The 24,611-nt window shown below is 71.4% G+C and carries 22 protein-coding genes; 20 read left to right on the top strand and 2 right to left on the bottom strand.

All coding sequences use genetic code 11. The features are described from left to right. Position 1: 1 nt before the first annotated feature. Positions 2 to 2,653: an ATP-dependent chaperone ClpB gene (clpB, locus tag QMK24_RS02265; RefSeq protein ID WP_283463401.1), complete on the top strand. Its 2,652-nt coding sequence runs from the start codon at positions 2 to 4 to the stop codon at positions 2,651 to 2,653. A 128-nt stretch (positions 2,654 to 2,781) separates the two neighbouring features. Beyond that, the gene (locus QMK24_RS02270; RefSeq protein WP_283463306.1) at positions 2,782 to 3,351 is read left to right on the top strand and encodes a type III secretion system chaperone family protein; all 570 of its coding nucleotides are present in this window, start codon (positions 2,782 to 2,784) and stop codon (positions 3,349 to 3,351) included. A gap of 28 nt (positions 3,352 to 3,379) precedes the next feature. Here the strand turns inward: QMK24_RS02270 and QMK24_RS02275 are convergent, their stop codons facing one another. Continuing rightward, positions 3,380 to 4,591: a glycosyltransferase family 39 protein gene (locus QMK24_RS02275; RefSeq protein ID WP_283463307.1), complete on the bottom strand. Its 1,212-nt coding sequence runs from the start codon at positions 4,589 to 4,591 to the stop codon at positions 3,380 to 3,382. A 306-nt stretch (positions 4,592 to 4,897) separates the two neighbouring features. On the opposite strand from QMK24_RS02275, the gene QMK24_RS02280 reads away from it, so the two are divergent. The 16 genes from QMK24_RS02280 (at position 4,898) to QMK24_RS02355 (ending at position 21,905) form a co-directional block, all read left to right on the top strand. Then, a complete protein-coding gene (locus QMK24_RS02280) occupies positions 4,898 to 6,475 on the top strand; it encodes an ANTAR domain-containing protein (RefSeq protein ID WP_283463308.1) in 1,578 nt (525 codons plus the stop codon). A 144-nt stretch (positions 6,476 to 6,619) separates the two neighbouring features. Then, positions 6,620 to 7,786, top strand: coding sequence for an aminotransferase class I/II-fold pyridoxal phosphate-dependent enzyme (locus QMK24_RS02285; RefSeq protein WP_283463309.1), 1,167 nt, complete (start codon positions 6,620 to 6,622; stop codon positions 7,784 to 7,786). 120 nt (positions 7,787 to 7,906) lie between these two features. Then, a complete protein-coding gene (locus QMK24_RS02290; protein ID WP_283463310.1) occupies positions 7,907 to 8,179 on the top strand; it encodes a hypothetical protein in 273 nt (90 codons plus the stop codon). A gap of 271 nt (positions 8,180 to 8,450) precedes the next feature. After that, positions 8,451 to 8,972 (top strand): DUF2617 family protein, encoded by a 522-nt coding sequence (locus QMK24_RS02295; protein WP_283463311.1) that lies wholly within the window; start codon positions 8,451 to 8,453, stop codon positions 8,970 to 8,972. A 195-nt stretch (positions 8,973 to 9,167) separates the two neighbouring features. After that, the gene (locus tag QMK24_RS02300) at positions 9,168 to 10,757 is read left to right on the top strand and encodes a polyamine aminopropyltransferase (RefSeq protein WP_283463312.1); all 1,590 of its coding nucleotides are present in this window, start codon (positions 9,168 to 9,170) and stop codon (positions 10,755 to 10,757) included. A gap of 286 nt (positions 10,758 to 11,043) precedes the next feature. Then, complete coding sequence (locus tag QMK24_RS02305; protein ID WP_283463313.1) at positions 11,044 to 11,838, top strand: SRPBCC domain-containing protein; 795 nt, start codon at positions 11,044 to 11,046, stop codon at positions 11,836 to 11,838. A gap of 298 nt (positions 11,839 to 12,136) precedes the next feature. Next, positions 12,137 to 12,934, top strand: a complete 798-nt coding sequence (locus tag QMK24_RS02310; RefSeq protein ID WP_283463314.1) for an aldose epimerase family protein — start codon at positions 12,137 to 12,139, stop codon at positions 12,932 to 12,934. A gap of 72 nt (positions 12,935 to 13,006) precedes the next feature. After that, the gene (gene pyrE, locus QMK24_RS02315) at positions 13,007 to 13,546 is read left to right on the top strand and encodes an orotate phosphoribosyltransferase (protein WP_283463315.1); all 540 of its coding nucleotides are present in this window, start codon (positions 13,007 to 13,009) and stop codon (positions 13,544 to 13,546) included. 194 nt (positions 13,547 to 13,740) lie between these two features. Further along, positions 13,741 to 14,763, top strand: a complete 1,023-nt coding sequence (gene fbaA, locus QMK24_RS02320; protein WP_283463316.1) for a class II fructose-bisphosphate aldolase — start codon at positions 13,741 to 13,743, stop codon at positions 14,761 to 14,763. A 165-nt stretch (positions 14,764 to 14,928) separates the two neighbouring features. After that, the gene (locus tag QMK24_RS02325) at positions 14,929 to 15,342 is read left to right on the top strand and encodes a DUF3151 domain-containing protein (protein ID WP_283463317.1); all 414 of its coding nucleotides are present in this window, start codon (positions 14,929 to 14,931) and stop codon (positions 15,340 to 15,342) included. Positions 15,343 to 15,637: 295 nt separating this feature from the next. Beyond that, entirely contained in the window at positions 15,638 to 16,426 is a 789-nt protein-coding gene (locus tag QMK24_RS02330) for a DUF3152 domain-containing protein (protein ID WP_283463318.1), read from the top strand. An 83-nt stretch (positions 16,427 to 16,509) separates the two neighbouring features. Continuing rightward, positions 16,510 to 17,355, top strand: a complete 846-nt coding sequence (locus tag QMK24_RS02335; RefSeq protein ID WP_283463319.1) for a tryptophan 2,3-dioxygenase family protein — start codon at positions 16,510 to 16,512, stop codon at positions 17,353 to 17,355. After that, positions 17,348 to 18,709 (top strand): kynureninase, encoded by a 1,362-nt coding sequence (gene kynU, locus QMK24_RS02340; RefSeq protein ID WP_283463320.1) that lies wholly within the window; start codon positions 17,348 to 17,350, stop codon positions 18,707 to 18,709. The genes QMK24_RS02335 and kynU overlap by 8 nt, the downstream gene beginning before the upstream one ends. 3 nt (positions 18,710 to 18,712) lie before the next feature. Then, positions 18,713 to 19,687, top strand: coding sequence for an alpha/beta hydrolase (locus QMK24_RS02345; protein WP_283463321.1), 975 nt, complete (start codon positions 18,713 to 18,715; stop codon positions 19,685 to 19,687). 143 nt (positions 19,688 to 19,830) lie between these two features. Continuing rightward, the gene (locus tag QMK24_RS02350) at positions 19,831 to 21,249 is read left to right on the top strand and encodes a sensor histidine kinase (RefSeq protein ID WP_283463322.1); all 1,419 of its coding nucleotides are present in this window, start codon (positions 19,831 to 19,833) and stop codon (positions 21,247 to 21,249) included. Then, positions 21,246 to 21,905 carry a response regulator gene (locus tag QMK24_RS02355; RefSeq protein ID WP_283463323.1) on the top strand — a complete coding sequence of 220 codons (660 nt, stop codon included), beginning with the start codon at positions 21,246 to 21,248 and terminating at the stop codon, positions 21,903 to 21,905. The genes QMK24_RS02350 and QMK24_RS02355 overlap by 4 nt, the downstream gene beginning before the upstream one ends. Positions 21,906 to 22,021: 116 nt before the next feature. Here the strand turns inward: QMK24_RS02355 and QMK24_RS02360 are convergent, their stop codons facing one another. Next, positions 22,022 to 22,696: a Crp/Fnr family transcriptional regulator gene (locus tag QMK24_RS02360; protein ID WP_138357072.1), complete on the bottom strand. Its 675-nt coding sequence runs from the start codon at positions 22,694 to 22,696 to the stop codon at positions 22,022 to 22,024. Positions 22,697 to 22,925: 229 nt separating this feature from the next. Here QMK24_RS02360 and nth point away from each other — a divergent pair, with 229 nt between their 5' ends. Then, positions 22,926 to 23,843 carry an endonuclease III gene (gene nth / locus QMK24_RS02365; RefSeq protein WP_502962424.1) on the top strand — a complete coding sequence of 306 codons (918 nt, stop codon included), beginning with the start codon at positions 22,926 to 22,928 and terminating at the stop codon, positions 23,841 to 23,843. After that, complete coding sequence (locus tag QMK24_RS02370; RefSeq protein ID WP_283463324.1) at positions 23,840 to 24,517, top strand: NUDIX hydrolase; 678 nt, start codon at positions 23,840 to 23,842, stop codon at positions 24,515 to 24,517. The genes nth and QMK24_RS02370 overlap by 4 nt, the downstream gene beginning before the upstream one ends. Positions 24,518 to 24,611 lie beyond the last annotated feature (94 nt).

The raw sequence follows: 24,611 nt of genomic DNA on the forward strand, positions 1-24,611 counted from the left end.
CGTGGAAGCGGAGCTGACCAACAAGAGCCGGGAAGCGCTGAACACCGCCAATACGCACGCGGTGTCCGCGGGAAACCCGGACCTCACCCCCGCGCACCTGCTGCTCGCGCTGCTGGGGAGCGCGGACAACGAGAACATCGTGGATCTGCTGGCGGCGGTCGGAGCCGACGCGGACGCGCTGCGCGCGGGCGCCGAGCGGCTGGTAGCCGGCCTGCCTGTCGTCCAGGGCGCCACGGTCGCGCCGCCGCAGGCCAACCGGGACCTGCTGGCCGTCGTCGCCGACGCCTCACAGCGCGCGAAGGAGCTCGGTGACGACTACATCTCGACCGAGCATCTGCTCATCGGCATCGCCGTCAAGGGCGGCCAGGCCGGCGAGCTGCTCAAGCAGCAGGGCGCCACGGCCAAGAAGCTGCTGGACGTCTTCGAGTCCGCCCGGGGAGGACAGCGCGTGACCAGCCAGGATCCCGAGGGCACGTACAAGGCGCTCGAAAAGTACGGCACCGACTTCACCGCCGCCGCCCGCGAGGGCAAGCTCGACCCGGTGATCGGCCGGGACCAGGAGATCCGCCGGGTCGTCCAGGTGCTGTCCCGCCGCACCAAGAACAACCCGGTGCTGATCGGCGAGCCCGGCGTCGGCAAGACCGCCGTCGTCGAGGGACTCGCCCAGCGCATCGTCAAGGGTGACGTACCCGAGTCGCTGCGCAACAAGCGGCTGGTCTCGCTCGACCTCGGCGCGATGGTCGCGGGCGCGAAGTACCGCGGTGAGTTCGAGGAACGGCTCAAGGCGGTGCTCTCCGAGATCAAGGAGAGCGACGGCCGCGTCATCACCTTCATCGACGAGCTGCACACGGTCGTCGGCGCGGGCGCCGGCGGCGACTCCGCCATGGACGCGGGCAACATGCTCAAGCCGATGCTGGCCCGCGGCGAGCTGCGCATGGTCGGCGCGACCACGCTCGACGAGTACCGCGAGCGGATCGAGAAGGACCCGGCGCTGGAGCGCCGTTTCCAGCAGGTGATGGTCGCCGAGCCGTCCGTCGAGGACACCATCGCGATCCTGCGCGGCCTCAAGGGCCGGTACGAGGCGCATCACAAGGTGCAGATCGCCGACTCCGCGCTGGTGGCCGCCGCCACCCTGTCCAACCGGTACATCACGGCCCGCTTCCTCCCCGACAAGGCCATCGACCTCGTCGACGAGGCCGCGTCCCGGCTCCGGATGGAGATCGACTCCTCGCCGCTCGAGATCGACGAGCTGCAGCGCGCCGTCGACCGGCTGCGCATGGAGGAGATGGCGCTCAAGAACGAGACCGACCCCGCCTCCGTCCAGCGGCTGGAGAAGCTGCGCAAGGACCTGGCCGACAAGGAGGAGGAGCTGCGCGGTCTCACCGCACGCTGGGAGAAGGAGAAGCAGGGTCTCAACCGCGTCGGTGCGCTCAAGGAGCGGCTCGACGAGGTGAACACGGACATCGAGCGCGCCCAGCGGGACGGCGACTTCGAGGCCGCGTCCAAACTGCTCTACGGCGAGAAGCCGCGGCTGGAGGCCGAGCTGGCCGAGGCCACCGAGGCCGAGGCGGCCGCCGCCAAGGACACCATGGTCAAGGAGGAGGTCGGCCCGGACGACATCGCGGACGTGGTCGGAGCCTGGACCGGCATCCCGGCGGGACGGCTGCTGGAGGGCGAGACGCAGAAGTTGCTGCGCATGGAGGAGGAGCTGGGCCGCCGGCTCATCGGCCAGACCGAGGCCGTCCGCTCCGTCTCCGACGCGGTACGCCGCTCGCGCTCGGGCATCTCCGACCCGGACCGGCCGACCGGATCGTTTCTCTTCCTCGGCCCCACCGGCGTCGGCAAGACCGAGCTGGCCAAGGCGCTGGCGGACTTCCTCTTCGACGACGAGCGCGCCATGGTCCGGATCGACATGAGCGAGTACGGCGAGAAGCACTCCGTCGCCCGGCTCGTCGGAGCCCCGCCCGGCTACGTCGGCTACGAGGAGGGCGGCCAGCTCACCGAGGCCGTCCGGCGGCACCCGTACAGCGTCGTGCTCCTGGACGAGGTCGAGAAGGCGCACCATGACGTCTTCGACGTGCTGCTGCAGGTGCTCGACGACGGCCGGCTCACGGACGGCCAGGGCCGCACCGTGGACTTCAGGAACGCGATCCTGATCCTCACGTCGAACCTCGGCAGCCAGTACCTGGTCGACCCGGTGCTCGGTGACGCGGAGAAGAAGCAGAGCGTCCTGGAGACCGTCCGGATGTCCTTCAAGCCGGAGTTCCTGAACCGGCTCGACGACATCGTGGTCTTCAGCGCGCTGTCCAAGGAGGAGCTGCGGCACATCGCCCGGCTCCAGACCGACCGCCTCGCCGACCGGCTGCGCGACCGGCGCCTCACCCTCGACGTCACCGATGCCGCGCTCGACTGGCTCGCCGACGAGGGCAACGATCCGGCCTACGGCGCACGGCCGCTGCGCCGCCTCGTCCAGACCGCGATCGGCGACCCGCTCGCCCGCGAGATCCTCTCCGGCGAGGTCGTCGACGGCGACACGGTCCGGGTCGACCGGGCGGAGGGCGGGCTGATCGTCGGCCGGGCGACCTCCGGTCCGGAACGCGGGCCGGAGCCCGGGTCCCAGCCCGGGTCCCAGGCGGCGCCGAAGTCGCTCTGACGTGGAGCCCCCGGCGGACCCGACGTCCGCCGGGGATCGGGCCGGGATCCGCCCGGGATCCGGCGGGGTTGCCAGACCCCTCCGCGGATGGGGGAGGATGGAAGAAACCGTATGAAGGGAAGTCCACGGTGAGCATCGATCCGTCCTCGATTCCTAATTTCGGGGGCCAGCCGGACCCCAAGCAGCCCGGCCCCGCTGCCAGCGCGGTCATCCCCGACCAGGACCTGGTCAAGCAGCTGCTCGAACAGATGGAGCTGAAGTACGTCATCGACGACGAGGGCGACCTCGCGGCGCCGTGGGAGGAATTCCGCGCGTACTTCATGTTCCGCGGGGAGGAGGACCAGCAGATCTTCGCGGTCCGCACCTTCTACGACCGGCCGTACACGGTCGATGACAAGCCGCAGCTGCACGAGGTCATCGACGACTGGAACCGCCGCACCCTGTGGCCGAAGGTCTACACCCACACGCATGACGACGGCTCAGTACGCCTCATCGGCGAGGCGCAGATGCTCATCGGCCTGGGCGTCAATCTGGAGCACTTCGTCTCCAGCACGGTCAGCTGGGTGCGCGCCTCGATCGAGTTCGACAAGTGGGTCGTGGAGACCCTCGGGCTCGAGAAGGACCTGGACGCCGAGGGCGGCCCCAAGGACGACGGCAACGGCGACACCAACGGCGACACCTCCGGCGACCAGGCCTGACGTCGGCTGGATCAGACCGCCAGCCGGATCAGATCGGCGCGGAGACGACCGTCAGCAGGTACGTCCCGTAGAAGAACGAGAGCCCGGCCAGCGCGGCCACCGCTACGGCGGCGGTGCGCGGCCGGGCTTTCGCCAGTGCCAGCGCGGCCGGGATCAGCAGCGGGAAGGCGGGGAGCAGGAAGCGCGGCTTGGATGCGAAGTAGTGCGAGCCGCCGAGGGCGATGACGACGAGCACCACCGCGTAGACCGCCAGCGGCAGCGGGATCCGCTGCAGCAGTGCCAGCACGAGCAGCAGGAGCGCGGCGGCGGCGATCAGGACGACCATGTAGTTCGCGAGCTGGCTGCTGCCGAGGATCAGACGCCTGACGTAGTCCAGGGCGTTGCGGCCGAAGTCGAAGTCCGAGCCCCAGCGGCTCTGGACGCCGAAGTAGCCCCGCGGCCCGCCGGTCTGCAGGCCCACCCAGCCGACGTACCCGGACCAGCCCAGCGGGGCCACGACCGCGCCCGCCCAGGCCGTCAGGTCCTGCGGCCGCCCCTCGCGGCGGCGCCGCCAGGCGTCGGCGACGACGGTGACGCATACGGCGACCGCCACCGCGATGCCGTTCGGGCGGGCCAGGCCGGCGAGTGACGCGAGCAGGCCTGCGGCGAGCCACCGGCGGGTGAGCAGCGCGTAGAGCGCCCAGGCGGCGCAGGCGGTCAGCACCGGCTCGGTGTACGCCATCGTCAGCACGATCGAGTGCGGCAGCAGCCCCCACAGCAGCACCAGGGCGATCCCGGCCCGCCGCCCGTACAGCCGCTCGCCGATCGCGTGGATCCCCCACGCGGCCAGGGCGGCCGCGAACCAGGCGATCAGCAGCGCCGAGTTGACCGGGCCGATGGGCAGCAGGGCGGAGAGGGCCCTGATCAGGGCCGGGTAGAGCGGGAAGAAGGCCAGATCGCTGAAGCTCCAGCCCTGCGTCGAGACGGAGGGGATGAACGTTCCGTAGCCCCATTCGGCGATGCGCTCGTACCACCGCGCGTCCCAGCTCTGGCCGAGCAGACTGCGCGGGTGCAGTCCCGCATGCAGCCCCCACACCGTGAGCAGTGCGGCTCCGGCCAGCCGGGCGGCGGCGAAGAGGATCAGTGCGGGGACGGCCCGGCGCAGGGAGCCGCGCCAGCCGCGGCCGCGGGCGCCGCCGGGCGGTGCGGCGGGCGCCTCGGTGGTTCGGGTGCTGGACGAGACCGGCTCGGCGGTGTGCACCGTACCGCTCCTTTCGGGCCCGGTCGGGCTCGGTCGGGTCCACCCGGTCGCTCGGATCTGCTGGGACCGTCTGGGATCCGGTCCGATCCGCTGGGAACTCCGGGAATGACGGTATGACTATGCGTGGATCGCCCGCGCGGATCGTGCCCCGGGCGTGCGCCGCGTCGCATTCCACCCGCTTGGCGGACGCCCTTGCCCGGGTCGCGGGCCAGGGGCATGCTGCATGGGAATAGCGTCGCAAAGGGGGCGCCGGGGCAGCTTCGTTGGGCGCGGGTGTGAGGCGCCGGTCGGTCGCGGGAAGCTCGCATGACGGATTCCAAGGTCACGGAACTGATCCGGGTGCTGGTTCTGAGCGGTGGTCAGGGACCGCCGCCGGGATGGACCGGACTCTGTGCGGACGTGCTCGGAGTCGACGGCATCGCCATCTCGGTGGCGATGGACGGCACAGAGCTGCTGTGGTTCAGCGACGAGCGGAGCGCGCAACTGGACGACCTCCAGTTCACCCTCGGCGAGGGCCCGAGTGTGGAGGCCACCCGCGACGGGTCGCTGAATCTGGAGACCAACCTGGACCGCCCGCTCGGGGAGCGCTGGCCGGCCTTCATCCCCGCCGCGGTGGAGGCAGGAGTGCTCGCCGTCTTCGCGTTCCCGCTGCGGCTCGGGGCGATCTGCTTCGGCGGGATGACCGGCCACCGCCGCCGGCCGGGGCCGCTGGGTGAGCAGGCGGTCTCCGACGCCCTGACGATCGCCGACGCCATGGCGGTCCATCTGTTGACGCTGGGGCCCCGGGAACCGGGGGCCACGACCGGGTACGGCGGCGGCCTCGCCGGCGGGTACGGCAATGTCGCCCGACACGGATACGGCAACGTCACCGGACACGGGTACGGCAACGTCGCCGGACCGGGATACTGGGGCGGATTCGCGGACCTGCACCGCGCGGAGGTGCACCAGGCGGCCGGAATCCTCAGCGTACGGCTCGATGTGCCGCTCCCTGAGGCCCTGGTGCGGCTGCGCGCCCACGCGTACACCTCGGACCGGCCGATCCTCGACGTCGCCCGGGCGTCGACAACCGTCTGCACCTGCCCCGCGACCCGGCGCCGTCATGACCGGCGTGACGGGCGGGGGACAGTACCTTCCGGAACATCCACGACAGCAGAGAGGAGGGCGGTCATGGAACGTGAACAGCGCCTGGCCGACACCTTCGTCGAGTTGGCGGACACGCTGATCGACGACTTCGACGTCATTGACTTCCTGCATCAACTGGCCACCCGGTGCGTGGAGTTACTGGAGGTGTCCGCCGCCGCGATCATGCTCGCCCTGCCCGGCGCCGACCTGCAGCCCGCCGCCGCCTCCGACCAGCGCGCAGAACTGTCCGATCTGCTGGCGCTGAACCGGCAGGAGGGCCCCGCACTCGACTGCTACCGCAGCGGGGCCCCGGTCGGACCGTTCGACATCTCCCGCACGACGCCGCAGTGGCCCGCCTTCGCCGGCCAGGCCCAGCAGGCCGGATACGGCATGGTCTGCGCACTGCCCCTGCGGCTGCGGCACGACGTGATCGGCTCACTGCTCCTGCTGCGCACCGATCCCACCCCGCTCAGCCATTCCGAGGTCCGGCTGGCACAGGCCCTGGCCGACGCCGCCACGATCGGCATCCTGCACCAGCAGACGCTGCGCAGGCACGCCGCGCTCACCGCCCAGCTGCACACCGCCCTGCACAGCCGTATCGCGATCGAGCAGGCCAAAGGCATCCTGGCCGCCCGCTGGGAGACCACCGTGGACGAGGCCTTCAAGGCGATGCGCCGCCATGCCCGCGCCGAGCGCCGACTGCTCAGCGATGTCGCCCGCGACGTCGTCAACGGCGGACTCCAGCCGGAACGGGTCAGGTAGTCCGGCCAACAGGTCGGGTAGTCCGACCGCACGCCACGCCCCTGCCGCCTCGCCTATCGTGAGCCGCCTGTCGGGCTCCGGCTCTGTGAAGAGCCCCGCTCCGGCTGTGAAGAGCCCCGGGAAGCTCAGGGAAGTGGGAGACGCATGAGTGAGTGGAGTCCGGCCGCGCGGGTGCGAGGCGTCGGAACGTCGATCTTCACCGAGATGACGGAGCTGGCCAGACGCACCGGGTCCGTCAATCTGGGGCAGGGGGTACCGGAACTGGCCAGCCCGGGAACGCTGCTGAAGGACGTGGCGGACGCCGTGCTCGCCGGCAGCAACCAGTACCCGCCCGCCGTCGGCTTCCCGGCGCTGCGCACGGCCGTCGCGGAGCACCAGCTGCGGCGCTACGGGCTCGACTACCGGCCGGACGGCGAGGTCCTGGTCACTACGGGCGCCACCGAGGCCATCGCGGCGGCGCTGCTCGCGCTGTGCGACCCCGGCGACGAGATCCTGGCCTTCGACCCCTGCTACGACGCCTATCCCGCCGCCGCCCGGCTCAGCGGCGCCAAGCTGGTCGGAGTCCCGCTGGAGGCCGACGGGGACGGCTTCGTCATGGACGCCGACGCGCTGCGCGCCGCCGTGACGCCGCGCACCCGCGTCCTGATGCTGAACACCCCGCACAACCCCACGGGCAAGGTGTTCACGGCCGCAGAACTGGATGTGATCGCCGACGTGTGCCGGGAGCACTCGCTCACCGTGGTGACCGACGAGGTGTACGAGCACCTGGTCTACGACAGTTCCCCGCATCTGACGATCGCGGCGCTGCCCGGCATGCGGGAGCGGACGCTCGTCATCTCCTCGGCGGGCAAGACGTTCAACGTCACCGGCTGGAAGGTCGGCTGGATCTGCGGACCCGCCCCCCTCGTCGCGGCCGCCGGCTCCGTCAAGCAGTTCCTCACCTACGCCTCCGGCACGCCGTACCAGGAGGCGCTGGCCCGGATGCTCGGCTCCGTCGAGGAGTGGGCGGCGGAGCTGCGCGGCATCCTGCGCGGCAACCGCGACCTGCTGAGCGACGGCCTGACGCGGGCCGGCCTGCGCCCGTACCGCGCGGAGGCCGGGTACTTCCTGCAGGCGGACGTACGGCCCTGGGGCTACCCGGACGGCGTCCGGTTCTGCCGGGAGCTGCCGGAGCGCGCGGGTGTCGTCGCCATTCCGACCTCGGCCTTCTACCAGGGGCAGGGCGCCCCGCCCTGGCTGGTCCGATTTTCCTTCTGCAAGCGCGAGGAATCGGTACGCACCGCCGTCGGCCAGCTGGTGCGGGCGCGCTGAGAACCACTGATCAGGCGCTGAAGCTCTGGACTTCCTCAACTCCGCTTTCGAGTCGATTCGGCGGGGGCATCACCGTCGCACAAAAGAAAGAAGCGCACGGACGAAGGTGAGGCGGGGGAAATGAGCGGAGTCATCGTTGGCATCATCATCGCGGTCGTGCTGGTGGCCCTGATCGTCCGACGGGCCGGCGGACGGTCGGGCAAGCGGTCGTCGTGCCGGCACGCGAGCGGCAGCTCGGGCGCCGTGGCCGGCTCCTGGTGGGCGGGCAGCTCGGACGGCGGGAGCCACCACGGCGGCGGCAGTCACCACTCGTGCGGCGGCGGGCATTCGTCCTGCGGCGGCGGCGGCTCCTCCTGCGGAGGTGGTGGAGGCTGCGGCGGCGGTGGCAGCTGACCAGGAGAATTGCATGCGGCTCATGCCAATTCGCATATGCGCCCGGTGGAAGTGTCACCCGCCGGGCGCAGTTTTGGTGAACACCTGAACCGATACGCGCTCCTGGGGATGTAAAGCGCGTGCAGATGGGTAAAAAGGCTGAAGGCGCCCCGCGTTTCATGATTCCGTATCTACCGGACCCCACGTGGGCACGAGCAGACACACGTTCCCATCAGTCCACCAACTGGTGCGGGTCGGCCCATCATCCACTGCGTGCTTGCGGAGCCGACCCATGCTCACCACTCTCCAGACCGCTTACACCGATACCCGTGCCGGAGACCTGGCCTGGTGCCTGGGCAAGGAAGCGCTGCCCGCGCTCGCCGTGCTCGACCTCACGCTCAGCGGCGCGGGCCAGCCCCTCGTGCAGGTGCAGATGCGCCTGCTCGGTGCCTCCCATCAGGTCCTCGTCGAGTCCGAGGCCGGCGGTTGCTCGGAGACCGTCGCCTGCATCCCCGGAAGTCAGACTCCGCTCCCTTTTGGCGTCGCCAAGCGGATCGGCACATGGGACTACGAATTCGCGGCACGCGTGGAGACGCTCTCGCGCGGTTCCTTCGCGGGCCGGGCGCAGGAACTGCTCGCGCTCGTCGCGGATCATCCCCATGGGCTCGCGGGAACGTTTCCCGGTGATCCGCACGCGTTCACCGCGATGCTCGTCCAGCACAGCGAGGGCAGCGTTCGCTGGCGCACGTGGCACGCCTATCCCCAGGAAGGGCGATTGGTGGCGACGAGGTCGCGCGTCAGCGCGCTACCGTAGTCGTCAACGCGCTTCCGCAGTTGTCAACGCGCTTCTGCAATCGGCAGCGTGCTTCCGCAGTTGTCAACGCGCTTGCGAAGTGCGCCTCCGCGAGCCGCATCGGTGCCCAAAGCGCCGTCTTACGCCGTCAAGTGCCCTCAAAATGCACCCCTGTGGGTGACAAATGCGGCAGCAAGCCTGGCATAGCGTTCATTCATGATCGACCAGTCGCGCCGCCGGCCCGCCGTGCGGCTTCCCGTACCGGTCGGCCCGGCCCGTGCACTGGTCCTCGCCGCCGTCTTCGTCTGTGCCGCCTGCGGGCTGGTCTACGAGCTCGAACTCGTCGCCCTCGCCTCGTATCTGGTCGGCGACTCCGTCACCCAGGCATCCGTCATCCTGTCGGTGATGGTCTTCGCCATGGGCGTCGGCTCGCTGCTCGTCAAGAAGATACGGTGCGTCGCGGCGGTCGGCTTCGCATCCGTGGAGGCGGCTCTCGCGCTCGTCGGCGGGCTCTCGGTGATGGCACTGTACGCGTGCTTCGCCTGGTTCGGGATGGCGCGCCCGGCGATGATCGCCTGCGCGTTCGCCATCGGGGTGCTGGTCGGCGCCGAGATCCCGCTGCTCATGACGCTCATCCAGCGGATCCGCCGGCAGGACGCGAGCCGTGCCGTCTCCGACCTCTTCGCCGCGGACTATGTCGGCGCGCTGGCCGGCGGGCTCGCCTTCCCGTTCATCCTGCTGCCGGCGTTCGGTCAGCTCACCGGCGCGCTCGTCACCGGCGCCGTCAACGCGGCGGCGGGCGGCGCGATGGTGCTGTGGCTGTTCCGCGGCGACCTCACCGCGCGCGCCCGCAACTGGCTGCTGGTGGCCAACCTCGGGGTGCTGGCGGTGCTCGCCACCGCCGCCGTCACGGCCGGACCGTTCGAAACGGCCGCGCGGCGCGCCGTGTACGGAGGCGATGTACGCGTCGCCGAGCAGACCGACGTACAGGAAATCGTCCTCACCGGGGGCGCCGGCGCCCCGGTGCAGCTCTTCTTCGACGGGCGGCTGCGAGTCTGCGGCGCCGACGAATACCGCTATCACGAGGCGCTGGTCCACCCCGCGATGACCGGCCCGCACGCCCGAGTCCTCGTCCTCGGCGGCGGGGACGGCCTGGCCGTGCGCGAGGTCCTCCGCTACCCGGACGTCTCCTCGGTGACCGTCGTCGACCTCGACGGCGAACTCGTCCGGCTCGCCAGCACTGATCCGGAACTCGTCGCGCTCAACCACCGCGCCTACCGCGACCCGAGAGTCCACTCCATCACCGCCGATGCCTTCGACTGGCTCAGGGCCGGCCGCCCGGGTCCTTACGACGTGATCCTCGCCGACCTGCCCGACCCCGGGATCTCGCGCAGCGCGAAGCTGTACTCCGAGGAGTTCTACGGTCTGGCCGGCCGGGCGCTGGCCCGGGACGGGCGGCTCGCCGTCCACGCGGGCTCGCCGAGCGCGGCGCGGCACACGTACTGGACGATCGACGCCACGCTGCGCGCCACGGGGCTGCTCACGGGGCCGTACCTGACCGGCGGCCGGGACTGCGGCCCCCCGTCGGGCCCCGACCGCTGGTCGGGCCGGGCGGGTGACGGCCCCACCGACTGGGGCTTCGTCCTGGCCGCCCGCACCCAGCCCGACCTGCGCCTGCCCCCGAACGGCCCCCCACTGCGCTCACTGTCCCCCGCGGCCCTGCGATCGCGGCGGCAGGCGGCCTGGGCCTCCCGCGAGCCCGGGCTGCAGCCCTCGACGCTGATGCGGCCGCGGGTGGGGGGCTGACCGGGCTGCCGGCGGCGGGGCTGCGGGCAGCGGGCTCTCAGGGGTGCGGGCTCCGAGCCTCGGACTCTGGCTCAGGGGGACGGGCTCCAGGCCTCGGGCTCCGGGCTGCGGGCCCGGGGCGCGCGCGTGGGGCTGGGTGCGGGGCGGGTGGGGGCGGCCGGTGGCGGGCGATTCGGGACGCCGGCCCCTTTCCCGGCTGCCTTTCCCGGCTACCTGTCCGGCCGCCGCACCGGCTTGGCGGCGCAACCCGATGACCTGGGCAGCCGACGGTCGGTAGGCTCCCGGCATGGAGCATGAGGTGTTCGTTCCGGTCCTGACGGAAACCATTCGGCAGGCGCTCGCCGACCCGGCCCGCGTCGCCGCGAGCCTGCCCGGGTGGCAGTCCGATCCCGGTGAGGACGTCCTCACCGGGCGGCTGCGGCTGCGGGTCGGCGGTTCGACGATCACGTACCGCGGCTCCTTCCGCGTTACCCCGCGCGACGACGGGTTCGCCGTCGAGGGCGAGGGCACGGAGGCGCGCGGCACCAGCACCGTGAAATTCGCGCTCGGCATCCTCGTCGAGGACGTCGACCAGGCCGTACCCGGCACGATGCTGTCCTTCAACGGCAGCGTGTCGGCCGAGGGGCGGCTCGCCTCGTTCGACGACGGGACCAGGGCGGCCGCTGCCCGGCGGCTGTTCGACCGTTTCACCGCCGAACTGGCGGCCGGGCTCCCGGGAGTGCCGGAGGAACCCGACGTCGTCGACGGCATCGACGGGATCGACGGCGAGCAGGAACCCGAGCTGGCCGACGAGATCGCGCTGATCGAGGTCGATCTGAACGACGTCGAGGTCGAGGTCCCCGAGACCGCGGCCGAGCTCGACGACCTCGAGCCTCCCGCCGAGGCCGCCCACGCCCGCCGTACCATGATCGGTCGCAGCGCGGAGGAGGTCGACCACGCCCCGCCCCGCGGCCGCTACGCCCCCGCGCCCTCGGCGGCGACCACGTCGACCACCGCGACCCTGCGCTGGGCCGCGCCCGCCGCCGCCGTACTCCTGGCCTCCGCCGTCGTCGTCGGCCGCGTCCTGCGCCGCCGCCGCTAGTGCCTGCCCGGCGGATCACGAACGCCCTTTCGCCGTCTGGCACGGCGTCCCGCTGCACTCCGCTTCGTTCGGCTTCGTTCCGTCTTTTCGGGACATGCCTTCGGAGAAAAGCTGCCGAAACACCCGAATACCACCGCGTATGCGGGTGTTCCGACTCCTTGCGATCCACCGCACCAGACAGGGGGCACCACCCAGCGGTAGCTGGGGGAGCCTGGACCGCCGATGATCCGCCGGACAGGCGGGAGGCGTCCGTCGGCCGGTCCGCCCATGATCGGCGAGCAGGCCCTAGGCTCATAGGGTGACGACTGGGAAGAAACTGACGGCGGGCGACGCCGAACTGACCGTGGTGCCGCAGGACGGCTGCCGGATCGCGTCGCTGACGGTCGGGGGGACCGAACTGCTGCGCCAGGGCGACCGATACGGCTCGTTCACGATGGTGCCGTGGTGCGGCAGGACCGAGAACGGCCGGTTCCGCAACGGCGGAGAGGTCCACCAACTGCCGGTGGACGCGGCACCGCACGCGATCCACGGCACGGGCCGGCACACGACATGGCGCGAGGCGCCGGTCGGCACGGACGCGTCGGCGGCCTTCTACTTCGACCTCGCCGACCCGTGGCCGTATCCGGGACGGGTCACGCAGTCCTTCGAGCTGGCGGAGGGGGAGCTGCGGATGACGCTGCTGGTGGAGGCGTCCGGTGACTCCTTCCCGGCCCAGGCCGGCTGGCACCCCTGGTTCCTGCGCAACCTCGGGCAGGGCGGCCGCGACGCCGAGGTGGACTTCAGCCCCGCCTGGCAGGAGGAGCGCGGCGACGACCACCTCCCGACCGGCCTGCGGATCGACCCGAAGCCCGGACCGTGGGACGACTGCTTCGGCATGCCGGACGGCGTGGACGTGTCGGTGACGTGGCCCGGCGAGCTGCGGGTGCGGGTGACCAGCCCGGCCGAATGGGTCGTGGTCTACGACGAGCAGCCCGAGGCCGTCTGTGTGGAACCGCAGTCCGGGCCGCCGAACGGCCTCAACACGCTGCCGCGCCTCGTCACCCCGATCGATCCGCTGGAGATCACGACGGTCTGGTCCTGGGAACGGCTGGGCTGACGGGCGGGGTGGCCCGACGGCGGGCATGGGCTGATTCCGCCCGGGCTGATCGCGGCGGTTAATCTCGACGGTATGAGCGATGCGCGCGAGGCCCTGCTGCAGCAGATCAAGGACAAGGCCGTGGTCCACGGCAAGGTGACTCTCTCCTCCGGTCTGGAGGCCGACTTCTACGTCGACCTGCGCCGGATCACCCTGGACGGCGAGGCCGCGCCGCTGACCGGCCAGGTGATGCTCGACCTCACCAAGGACCTCGACTTCGACGCCGTCGGCGGTCTGACACTGGGCGCCGACCCGGTGGCCACGTCGATGCTGCACGCGGCCGCCGCGCGCGGCCGGCGGCTCGACGCCTTCGTCGTCCGCAAGGCGACCAAGGCGCACGGCATGCAGCGCCGGATCGAGGGCACCGAGGTCAAGGGCCGCCGCGTCCTGGTCGTCGAGGACACCTCGACCACCGGCGGCTCGCCGCTGACCGCCGTCGAGGCGGTGCGCGAGGCCGGCGGCGAGGTCGTGGCCGTCGCCGTCATCGTGGAGCGCGGTGCCGCCCCGGCGATCGAAGCGGCCGGGCTGCCGTATCTCGCGGCCTACTCGCTGGCGGACCTCGACCTCGGCTGAACCTGGCTGAACCCGGCCGCACCCGGTTGACCTGCGGATTTACGGGCCCCCGGAAGGTTCCACGTGGAACCTTCCGGGGGCCGTCGCAGGTGAGGCGTGCACCGAGGTGGTGTTCGAGCAGGTCTCTGGGAGGATGGTGCCGACAACGACGTCGCACCGCAGTTTTGAACCCGCACATCCCGAGGAGCGGACAGATGCCCATCGCAACCCCCGAGGTCTACAACGAGATGCTCGACCGGGCGAAGGCAGGCAAGTTCGCCTACCCGGCCATCAACGTGACCTCCTCGCAGACGCTGCATGCCGCGCTGCGCGGCCTGGCCGAGGCGGAGAGCGACGGCATCATCCAGATCTCCACCGGCGGTGCGGAGTTCCTCGGCGGTCAGTACAGCAAGGACATGGTCACCGGCGCGGTCGCGCTGGCGGAGTTCGCGCACATCGTGGCCGAGAAGTACCCGGTCACCGTCGCGCTGCACACCGACCACTGCCCCAAGGACAAGCTGGACGCGTATGTCCGTCCGCTGATCAAGATCTCGCAGGACCGCGTCGCCGCGGGCCGCCTCCCGCTCTTCCAGTCCCACATGTGGGACGGCTCGGCGGAGAACCTCAACGACAACCTCGCCATCGCGCAGGAGCTGCTCGCTGAGGCCGTGAAGGCCCACATCATCCTCGAGGTGGAGATCACCCCGACCGGTGGCGAGGAGGACGGTGTCTCGCACGAGATCAACGACTCCCTCTACACCACCCCCGACGACGCGTTCCGTACCGTCGAGGCGCTCGGCCTGGGTGAGAAGGGCCGCTACCTGCTGGCCGCCTCCTTCGGAAACGTGCACGGCGTCTACAAGCCGGGCAACGTCGTCCTGCGCCCGGAGATCCTCAAGGAGCTCCAGCTCGCGGTCGCCGAGAAGCACGGCAAGGCCAACGCCTTCGACTTCGTCTTCCACGGCGGCTCGGGCTCGACGATCGAGGAGATCAACGAGGCTCTGGAGAACGGCGTCGTCAAGATGAACATCGACACCGACCTGCAGTACGCCTTCACCCGCCCGGTCGCCGATCACATGTTCCGCAACTACGACGGTGTGCTGAAGGTCGACGGCGAGGTCGGCAACAAGAAGGTCTACGACCCGCGCGTGTGGGGCAAGGCCGCCGAGGCGGGCATGGCCGCGCGTGTCGTCGTCGCCGCCGAGAACCTGCGGTCCGCGGGCAACAAGCTCAAGTAAGCCCGCGCCAGTCGCGTACGCGGCGCACGTCGCGTAAGCCGCGCCAGTCGCGTAAGCCGCGTAGAGCCGCCACCCGCTGATGAGTGGGTCGCAGCGCAGCCCTCCAGGCCGGTCGTTCCGGCCTGGAGGGCTGCTTGCTGCCCGGGACAGGGCAGACTGGAACCCATGGCCATTCACAAAGACCTCCTCGGGGGACCGCCCCCGACCCATCTGCCCGACGACCCGGAGCCGCGCGAGCTGCTCGCCTCCGGAGCGGCGCCCTCCGAGGTAGCCGCGAAGTACCCGGCCTCGTCCCTGGTCTGGGCCCAGCTCGCCGACGACGCCTTCGAAGCGGGCCGGGTCGTCGAGTCGTACGCCTATGCGCGTACCGGCTACCACCGAGGCCTGGACGCGCTGCGCCGCGCCGGCTGGAAGGGCCACGGCCCGGTGCCGTTCGAGCACGAGCCGAACCGCGGCTTCCTGCGCGCGCTGCACGCCCTCGCCCGCGCCGCGCAGGCGATCGGCGAGCAGGAGGAGTACGAGCGCTGCTCGTCCTTCTTGCGCGACAGCTCGCCGACCGCGGCCGACACCCTCAGCTGACGTACTGAGCTGAGCCCGGTTCCCGCCCGGCTCCCCGCCGACTGCCCCTGAAACCGCTGTGAAACGAACAGAGATGCTCTTGACTTGGCGTTCTGCCGAACCCATGTGTGATTGTGAGCGTCATTGTCTGTGAGCACCGTGGGGGCAGTCGGCGGCCGGGGAGGCCGCCACTCCGGTGGCGCCATCAGGGGGAGCCTTGACCCATCACGCACCGGCAGCGCGCGGCGACCAGCGGAGAGGTCGCGGCAGCCGCCAGGGCCGGAGCATGCGCCGGCGCAGGAGGGCCCAGCGACGCATGCGTCTGCTGCTGACCTTCACCGCGCTGGCGGTGCTGGTGAGCGGCGTCGCCGCCTGGTGGAGCGGCGGCTCGGACGACATTGCCGAGGCGGTTCCCCCGACGGCCCCGCCAGCCCAGGTCACCCCGGGCGCCATCGCGTCGCAGGACGATCCGCAGCCGAGTTCGGCCCCCTCGTCGTCCTCGTCCTCTCCCACGACCGGCGGCGGCACGATACCGGTGCCGAAGTCCGGCCCCGGCACCTTCAAAGGAGGCACGGGCAACGGCACCACGGCGGGTCACGGCACCATCCGCACGTACAAGATCCAGGTGGAGGACGGCATCACGCTGTCCGCCGACCAGGTGGCGACGGATGTGGCGGCGATCCTCGCCAACCCCCGCAGCTGGGCCCGGGACGGCAAGCACGGCTTCCGCCAGGTGTCGTCCGGCAGCGCGGACCTCGTCATCCGGATAGCCACGCCCGACACCGCCGACCAGCTCTGTCTGGAGGCCATCCACATGGACACCGAGAACGAGCTGAACTGCGAGGTCCCCGGCGGCGTGGTGGTGAACCTCCGCCGGTGGATGCTGGGCTCGCCCACGTTCACCGGGCCGATCTCCGACTACCGCGCCCTGATCATCAACCATGAGGTCGGACACAGTCTCGGCCACGGCCACGAGGGCTGCCCGGGCCGCGGCAAGCCGGCGCCCGCGATGATGCAGCAGATCAAGGGTCTCAATGGCTGCAAACCGAACGCCTGGCCATACGACGGTCAGGGGCACTACCTCGGCGGCCCGCCGGTGACCTGATGCTCTTGCCGAATCTCCGCACTCGACAGATGATCTCGGCGTGGCCCGGCGACCCCGGGCACGAGATCCTGAAGGGAACGGAAATGTCCGAAACACCAGCCGAGAGTCCGGAGACCCCGAACCTCGACTTCCAGGGCACCACCCCTTACGAGGACTATGTCCAGGCGGACGTTCTCACTCATCTGCAGCACACCCTCTCCGACGATCCCGGCGAGATGGTCTTCCTGGTCACCACCCAGGTCATGGAGTTGTGGTTCACCGTCCTCGTCCATGAATGGCACACCGCGGGGCAGGCGCTCCGCGAGGACGACCTCCCGACGGCGATGGCGGCGCTCAAGCGGAGCACGTACGAACTCGAATCGCTCAACGCCTCCTGGAAGCCGCTCGCGCACCTCACTCCCGGGCAGTTCAACGCCTACCGCAGCGCACTCGGCGAGGGTTCCGGATTCCAGTCCGCGATGTACCGCCGGCTGGAGTTCCTGCTCGGCGAGAAGTCGGCGTCCATGCTCGTGCCGCACCGCGGCTCGCCTCGGGCGCACGCCGAGCTGGAGAAGGCCCTGGACGAGCCGAGCCTGTACGACGAGGTGCTCGGTCTGCTGCACCGCCGCGGCCATGACATCCCCGCCCAGCTCCTCGAACGCGACCTCTCGCAGCGCTACGAGCCGGACCCGGCCGTCGAGCGCGTCTGGCAGCGGATCTACTCCAACCCCCAGGCCACCGGCGGAGAGGCCGAACTGCTGCGGCTGGGCGAGGCGCTGACCGAGGTCGCCGAGCTGGTCTGGCGCTGGCGCAACGACCATCTGGTGGCGACCCGCCGCGCGATGGGCTCCAAGACCGGCACCGGCGGCTCCGCGGGGGTGGCCTGGCTGGAGAAACGTGCCGCCAAGAACGTCTTCCCCGAGCTGTGGACGGCGCGCAGCCATGTCTGACGCCGCCGCCATCGCGGCCGCCGCTTCCGACGACGCCCTGCGAGTGCGTGCCGGGCGGCTGGACGCCGCCGACGGGCTCGCCGGCATCCGGGACCGCTTCACCCTCGACGAGACCGTCTATCTCGACGGCAACTCGCTGGGCGCCCTCCCGGCCGCTGTGGCGCCCCGGCTGCGCGACGTGATCGAGCGCGAATGGGGAAGCCTGCGCATCCGCTCGTGGGACGAGAGCGGCTGGTGGACCGCCCCCGAGCGGATCGGCGACCGCATCGGCCGGCTGATCGGCGCGGCCCCCGGCCAGGTGGTGGCCGGCGACTCCACCAGCGTGAACGTCTTCAAGGCGGTCGTGGCCGCCGTCCGCATGTCGGCGAACGACCGCACCGAGATCCTCGTGGACGCCGCGACCTTCCCGACCGACGGCTACCTCGCCGAATCCGCGGCCCGCATGACGGGCAGGACCATCCGGCCCGTCGAGGCCGGGGCCATGGCGGACGCCATGAGCGACCGCACCGCTGTCGTGCTGGTCAACCACGTCGACTACCGCACCGGGCGGCTGCACGATCTGCCCGGCACGACGGCCGCCGCACACGCGGCGGGCGCCCTCGTCGTTTGGGACCTGTGCCACAGCGCGGGCGCGCTGCCGGTCGGCCTCGACGCCCACGGGGTGGATCTCGCGGTCGGCTGCTCGTACAAGTACCTCAACGGCGGCCCCGGCGCGCCCGCGTACCTGTACGTCCGCCGTGATCTGCAGTCCCGCTTCGACTCCCCGCTGCCCGGCTGGAACTCCCACGCCGATCCCTTCGGCATGACCCCTGCCTACACCCCGGCGGACGGCGCCGTACGAGGCCGTGTCGGCACCCCCGAGATCCTGTCCCTGCTCGCCCTCGACGCCGCGCTCGACGTCTGGGACGGCGTCGCCATCGAGGACGTACGGGCCAAGAGCCTGGCTCTGACCGACTTCTTCCTCGAATGCGTCGCGCGGTACGTGCCGTCCGGCGGCGTCTCGTCGATCACACCCGTCGCGCACGAACACCGCGGCAGCCAGGTCGCACTGCGCTGCGCCGGCGCCGGCGAGGTCATGCGCCGGCTGACCGCACGTGGCGTCGTGGGCGACTTCCGGCGCCCCGACGTGCTGCGCTTCGGCTTCACCCCGCTCTACACGCGCTACGCGGACGCGGAGCGCGCCGCACGCGTACTCGCCGACGTTCTCGAAGAGGTCGGCCGCGAAGGGGGCGTTCTCGATGGGACCGGCCTCGACGGGGTTGTTCTCGAAGACGCCGGCGAAAAGACCGGCGAAAAAGCCAGCGAAGAATCCGGTGGAACGGCCGTCCGGGCCGCCGGCGAAGGGACCAGGTAACCGATGCCGGCCTCCACGCCCGAGCACGCCGCCCACCGCGCGCGGCCCCCGGCCGGTCCCGGCCCGGCGGACGCCGCCGCGAAGCGCGCGGAGGCGGAGGAGGCGTCGCTCTTCGCGCATGCGGCCGTCCGCCCGGACGCGACCGCCGCCTACGGCGAACTGCCGGACCAGATCGTCGACTTCTACCGTCCCCGCGCCGCCCCCGGCGCCACCGGGCGGCCCGCGCCACTCGTCGTGGTCCTGCACGGCGGTGCCTGGCGCGCGCCCTACGACCGCAGGCACATCTCGCCGTTCGCCGCCCACCTCGCCGGGTGCGGGTTCGCCGTGGCCTCGGTGGAGTACCGGCGCGGCGGCGAGGAGCCGCCGTCCGAAGGCGACGGCAGCGCCTACCCGCGCGAGGGCGCGCCGGCCGCGGGCCGCTGGCCGGACACGTTCGACGACATCGCCACGGCCGTCGACGCCGTCCCCGCGCTCGCGATGCGCGCGCTGGGCGCGGACAGCGTGGACCCGCGGCGGGTCGTGCTCACCGGTCACAGCGCCGGTGGTCATCTGGCGCTGTGGGCCGCCGCCCGCAACGCGCTGCCACTCGATTCCCCCTGGCATCGCACTTCGCCTCCCCCATTGCGCGGAGTCGTCGCCCTCGCGCCGATCGCGGACTTCGCGTCCGCGATCCGGCTGCGGGTGTGCTCCGACGCCGTCGTCCAGTTCCTCGGCGGGCCCGAGCACGTCACGGCGCGGCTGCCCCACGCCGATCCCGCCGCGCTCCTGCCCACCGGTATCGCCACAACCATCGTGCAGGGCACCACTGACAATGTGGTTCCGCCGCAGGTCGCGCAGGCTTTCGCCGAGGCTTCGGCACTGTCGGGAGAGGAGGTCACCGAGGCGGTGCTGGACGGCATCGGGCACTTCCCGCTGATCGACCCGGCCGCCGGTGCGTGCGCCGTCGTCACCGAGGAGATAGCGCAACTCGCCTGGTAGCAGCCCCGCAACCCGCCCGGCGGCCGCCCCGCCCACGATCTCCCGGCCGCCTTCCGGCGGACCCGTGTAGTCCTTGAGACGGATGCCGGGAGATCGGCTGCGCTGTGGACGACGCGGCCCCGCGCGCTGCCTAGTGTGTGAGCGTGACCGACACCAGCCAGACCACCCTGCGAAGCGAGCTCCGCATAGCCCGGAGCGCACTGAAGGGGCTGCGAGACGACCTGATCACCGATGCCTTCGCCTTCCGGCCGCTGCCGCCCCGCCGTATCGACGGACCGGTCGTGAGCAGGCTCCCGGACAGGTTCCGTGAATCCTCGCGCTGGCTCCCGCATGCCACCCTGACGGCCTTTGCCTGCTTCCTCATGCTGGCCGGCTACGAGTTCGAGAGCGAACGGGGCGGATCGGGCCTGGCCGCCGCGCTCCTCACCGGGATTCCGCTGGTGACGGTGCTGTTCCGCCCCGTCGGCGGCTGGTGGCTGTCGCTCGCGGCCGGCTTCCTCGGCGGCGCCGCGGGCCATGCGTTCTCGGAGTGGCCGTGGACGGCCACCGGATTCGTCTCGCACGTGGTGGTGATGGCCGTGGTGGCGGGCCGTACGCGGCCCCGGGTGGCGGCCGAGATGTGGCTGCTGACGACGCTGCTCGGCGTCGGGTTCGCGTCCATGGACCCCTGGCAGGAGTCGGACGGCCTCGCCATGTCGGTCGTCTCGTTCCTCGTCCTGCTCGCCGTGGTCCTGGTCAGGGGCTGGCGGGAGACGCAGCAGAAGGTCGTCGAGCAGGTCGCGGTCACCGAGGTGGAGCGGTCGCGCCGTACCGTCCTGGAGGAGCGCACCACCATCGCCCGTGAACTGCACGATGTCGTCGCGCACCACATGTCCGTCATCGCCATCCAGGCCGAGGCCGCGCCCTATCGCGTCGACGACCCGCCGGCCGAGCTCACCAGGAGCTTCGCGATCATCCGCGAGAACGCGGTGGCCGCCCTCACCGAGCTGCGCCGCGTGCTGGGCGTCGTACGGGCCGACAACCCGGACGCTTTCACCGACAGCGCCCCCGAGGCCCCGCAGCCGACCCTCGCCACCCTCGACTCGCTGCTGGCCAACGTCCGGGACACCGGTGCCGTCGTCGACAAGGTGGTGACCGGGGCCGTCCGTACGCTTCCACAGGGCGTGGAGCTGTCCGCGTACCGGATCGTCCAGGAGGGGCTCAGCAACGCGCTGCGGCACGCTCCGGGCGCCGATATCCGCGTCGAGATCGGCTACGTCCTCAGCGGCCTCGGCCTGCGCGTGGTCAACGGCCCGGCCACGGTGGAGATCAGGCCCTCCCACGGCGCCGGTCACGGCGTGCTGGGCATGAGGGAGCGGGTGTCGATGCTGGCCGGCGAGATGACGGCGGAACCCACCGCCGAAGGCGGCTACGAGGTGACGGCCTTCATCCCGGTCGCAGCCGAGCCGAAGCCGGAGCCGGACGCGTACCCGGACGTGAAGCCGGACGTGAAGCCGGAGGTGAAGCCCGGGCCGGTTTCCGCCGTGGAAGCGTCCGACACGACCCCCGGGGACCCCGTATGACGATCCGGGTGCTGATCGTCGACGACCAGATGATGGTCCGCGAGGGTTTCTCGGTCCTGCTCAACGCGCAGCCGGACATCGACGTCGTGGGAGAGGCTGTGGACGGCCGTGAGGCCATCGCCCAGGTGGCCGCGCTGCGACCCGATGTCGTCCTCATGGACATCCGGATGCCCGAGGTCAACGGCCTGGAGGCGACCCGTGAGATCGTCGCGGCCGACGCCGCTGCCAAGGTCCTCGTCCTGACCACTTTCGACCTGGACGAATACGTTTACCAGGCGCTCCGCGCCGGAGCCAGCGGCTTCCTGCTCAAGGACGCCTCGGCCCGGCAGCTGGGCGACGCTGTCAGGATCGTGGCGGCCGGCGAGGCGCTGCTCGCCCCCACCGTCACCAAACGGCTGATCGCCGAGTTCTCCCGGCTCGGTACGCCCAAGCCGCCGGCCCAGGACCGCATCGGCGATCTCACCGAGCGCGAGACCGAGGTCCTCGTCCTGGTCGCGCAGGGCCTGTCGAACGCCGAGATCGCCGCCCACCTCGTCGTCGCCGAGTCCACCGTCAAGACCCACGTCAGCCGGGTCCTGGTCAAGCTCGGACTCCGTGACCGCACCCAGGCCGCTGTCTTCGCCTACGAGGCCCGCCTGGTGACGCCCGGCCGCTGACCGCCGACCCCGCCGCCGACCGCCGCCGACCGGCCCAGGACGTGCAGAAGGCCCCGCCCCGATGGGGGCCGGGCCTCCTGCACGCAGCGGAGCCGCAGAACTCCGGGCAGCGCCTGTCAGCGGCTGCGCTTGGCGAGCCGCTCGACGTCGAGCAGGATCACCGCGCGCGCCTCCAGACGGAGCCAGCCACGTCCGGCGAAGTCCGCGAGCGCCTTGTTGACCGTCTCGCGCGAGGCGCCGACGAGCTGGGCCAGCTCCTCCTGCGTGAGGTCGTGCACCACGTGGATGCCCTCCTCGGACTGCACACCGAAACGGCGCGACAGGTCCAGGAGCGCCTTCGCGACGCGGCCGGGCACGTCGGAGAAGACGAGGTCCGACATGACGTCGTTGGTACGCCGCAGCCGTCGCGCGACGGCACGCAGCAGCGCGGTCGCGACCTCGGGCCGGGCGTTCAGCCAGGGCTGCAGGTCGCCGTGGCCCAAGGCGAGGAGCTTGAGCTCCGTCAGGGCCGTGGCCGTGGCGGTCCTGGGGCCGGGGTCGAAGAGCGACAGCTCACCGATCAGCTCGCCGGGGCCGATGACCGCGAGCATGTTCTCCCGGCCGTCGGGGGAGGTGCGGTGCAGCTTCACCTTGCCCTCGGTGACGACATACAGCCGGTCCCCCGGGTCCCCTTCGTGGAACAGCGCGTCTCCACGCGCGAGCGTGACCTCCGTCATGGAGGCGCGCAGTTCAGCGGCCTGCTCATCGTCGAGCGCCGCAAAAAGCGCTGCGCGCCGCAGAACGTCGTCCACGAGCTCTCTCCTTGTCGACATCGCCGGATGATCCCCGTGATGCCCGCTGGCAAAACAGTGCGATCAATCACAAGTCTGTCTTATGTATCGCCGAGCACGTGCCCCGGGGGTCCGATTGGGGGTCGGTTCCTTGTGGTCAAGGGTGGATGTCAGTGCCGAGGCTTAGGCTGGCCGGGTGTCTGATACGCCGAGTTCGCAGAAAAAACGGCAGGGTGGGACCGCCAAACGGGTGATCCGGAACCCTGATTCCGCTGTAAGCGAACAAGCTTCGCCCAAGCCCGCCGGAAAGCCGGAATCCCGGATCGCGCTGGTCCGCCGGGCGCGGCGGATCAACCGTGAGCTCGCCGAGCTCTACCCGTACGCCCATCCGGAGCTGGACTTCGAAAATCCGTTCCAGCTCCTCGTTGCCACCGTCCTCTCCGCGCAGACCACCGACCTGCGCGTCAACCAGACGACCCCCGCCCTCTTCGCCGCCTATCCGACGCCCGAGGACATGGCGGAGGCCAAGCCGGAGGAGCTCGAGGAGATCATCCGGCCGACCGGTTTCTTCCGCGCCAAGGCGAAGTCGCTGCTGGGCTTGTCCACGGCGCTGCACGACCGGTTCGGCGGCGAGGTGCCCGGCCGGCTGGAAGACCTGGTGACGCTGCCCGGCGTGGGCCGCAAGACGGCGAACGTCGTCCTGGGGAACGCGTTCGGGGTGCCGGGAATCACCGTCGACACCCACTTCGGCCGGCTGGCCCGCCGCTTCGGCTGGACCACCTCCGAGGATCCGGAGAAGGTCGAGCAGGAGGTCGGCGCGCTCTTCCCGAAGAGCGAGTGGACGATGCTCTCGCACCGCGTGGTCTTCCACGGCCGCCGTACCTGCCACTCCCGCAAGCCCGCCTGCGGCGCCTGCCCGATCGCCCCGCTCTGCCCCGCGTACGGCGAGGGCGAGACGGACCCCGAGAAGGCGAAGAAGCTCCTGAAGTACGAGCTGGGCGGCGCCCCGGGCCAGCGCCTGAACCCACCGCCCGGGTACCCGGGCGACCCGGCGCCACCACTGGGCGCCACGGGCCCGGCAGCACCGGCAGCACCGGCAGCACCGGCAGCACCGGCAGCCCCGCCGGGCAAGACGGGTAAGCCGGGCACGACGCAGGGGAGCGTATGACGACGACACGTGGCGGCGAGGCCGCCGTATCGATCCAGGGGCTGCCCCAGTGGCTGCATCCGGTGGCCCGCGCTGCGGGCGATGTGTTGCCCGAGCAGCTCAGCCGTTTTCTGCCGCCCCCGTCCGGCCGCGGCAGGCAGTCGGCCGTGCTGATCCTCTTCGGCGAGGGTGAGCACGGCCGGGACCTGCTCCTGATGGAGCGCGCCACCTCGCTGAGGTCGCACGCAGGCCAGCCGTCCTTCCCCGGCGGCGCCCTGGACCCCGAGGACGGCGATCCGGAAGGTGACGGCCCGCTGCGCGCGGCCCTGCGCGAGGCGGAGGAGGAGACCGGCCTGGATCCGTCGGGCGTGCAGATCTTCGGTGTGCTGCCGCGGCTGTACATCCCGGTCAGCGAGTTCGTGGTGACGCCCGTGCTCGGCTGGTGGCGGACTCCCAGCCCGGTCGGCGCCGTCGATCAGGCCGAGACCGCCCGGGTCTTCCGGGTCCCTGTAGCGGATCTCACCGACCCGGCGAACCGGGCGACCATGACGCATCCCAGCGGCTTCCGCGGCCCGGCGTTCCTCGTCGAAGGCGCGGTCGTCTGGGGCTTCACAGCCGGTCTGATCGACAAGATTCTGCACTTCGCGGGCTGGGAGGTGCCCTGGGACCGGGGTAGGACGGTGCCGCTCGCATAGGACGGCATGAGACCGTGTGCAGGTGCTGTGTCTTCCCGGGGGACATCCCCGGGACCTCCGGGGATGTCCCGGTCGAGCTGGACCGTCCTCGCGA

The organism is Streptomyces sp. PH10-H1 (assembly GCF_030063355.1).
In the GTDB taxonomy this organism is placed as follows: Bacteria; Actinomycetota; Actinomycetes; order Streptomycetales; family Streptomycetaceae; genus Actinacidiphila.

Bases quoted from the DNA above. Each gene is read 5' to 3' on its own strand.
- QMK24_RS02280 (WP_283463308.1), top strand. From the start codon at position 4,898: ATGACGGATTCCAAGGTCACGGAACTGATCCGGGTGCTGGTTCTGAGC.
- QMK24_RS02285 (WP_283463309.1), top strand. From the start codon at position 6,620: ATGAGTGAGTGGAGTCCGGCCGCGCGGGTGCGAGGCGTCGGAACGTCG.
- QMK24_RS02290 (WP_283463310.1), top strand. From the start codon at position 7,907: ATGAGCGGAGTCATCGTTGGCATCATCATCGCGGTCGTGCTGGTGGCC.
- QMK24_RS02295 (WP_283463311.1), top strand. From the start codon at position 8,451: ATGCTCACCACTCTCCAGACCGCTTACACCGATACCCGTGCCGGAGAC.
- QMK24_RS02300 (WP_283463312.1), top strand. From the start codon at position 9,168: ATGATCGACCAGTCGCGCCGCCGGCCCGCCGTGCGGCTTCCCGTACCG.
- QMK24_RS02305 (WP_283463313.1), top strand. From the start codon at position 11,044: ATGGAGCATGAGGTGTTCGTTCCGGTCCTGACGGAAACCATTCGGCAG.
- pyrE (WP_283463315.1), top strand. From the start codon at position 13,007: ATGAGCGATGCGCGCGAGGCCCTGCTGCAGCAGATCAAGGACAAGGCC.
- fbaA (WP_283463316.1), top strand. From the start codon at position 13,741: ATGCCCATCGCAACCCCCGAGGTCTACAACGAGATGCTCGACCGGGCG.
- QMK24_RS02325 (WP_283463317.1), top strand. From the start codon at position 14,929: ATGGCCATTCACAAAGACCTCCTCGGGGGACCGCCCCCGACCCATCTG.
- QMK24_RS02330 (WP_283463318.1), top strand. From the start codon at position 15,638: ATGCGTCTGCTGCTGACCTTCACCGCGCTGGCGGTGCTGGTGAGCGGC.
- QMK24_RS02335 (WP_283463319.1), top strand. From the start codon at position 16,510: ATGTCCGAAACACCAGCCGAGAGTCCGGAGACCCCGAACCTCGACTTC.
- kynU (WP_283463320.1), top strand. From the start codon at position 17,348: ATGTCTGACGCCGCCGCCATCGCGGCCGCCGCTTCCGACGACGCCCTG.
- QMK24_RS02345 (WP_283463321.1), top strand. From the start codon at position 18,713: ATGCCGGCCTCCACGCCCGAGCACGCCGCCCACCGCGCGCGGCCCCCG.
- QMK24_RS02355 (WP_283463323.1), top strand. From the start codon at position 21,246: ATGACGATCCGGGTGCTGATCGTCGACGACCAGATGATGGTCCGCGAG.
- QMK24_RS02370 (WP_283463324.1), top strand. From the start codon at position 23,840: ATGACGACGACACGTGGCGGCGAGGCCGCCGTATCGATCCAGGGGCTG.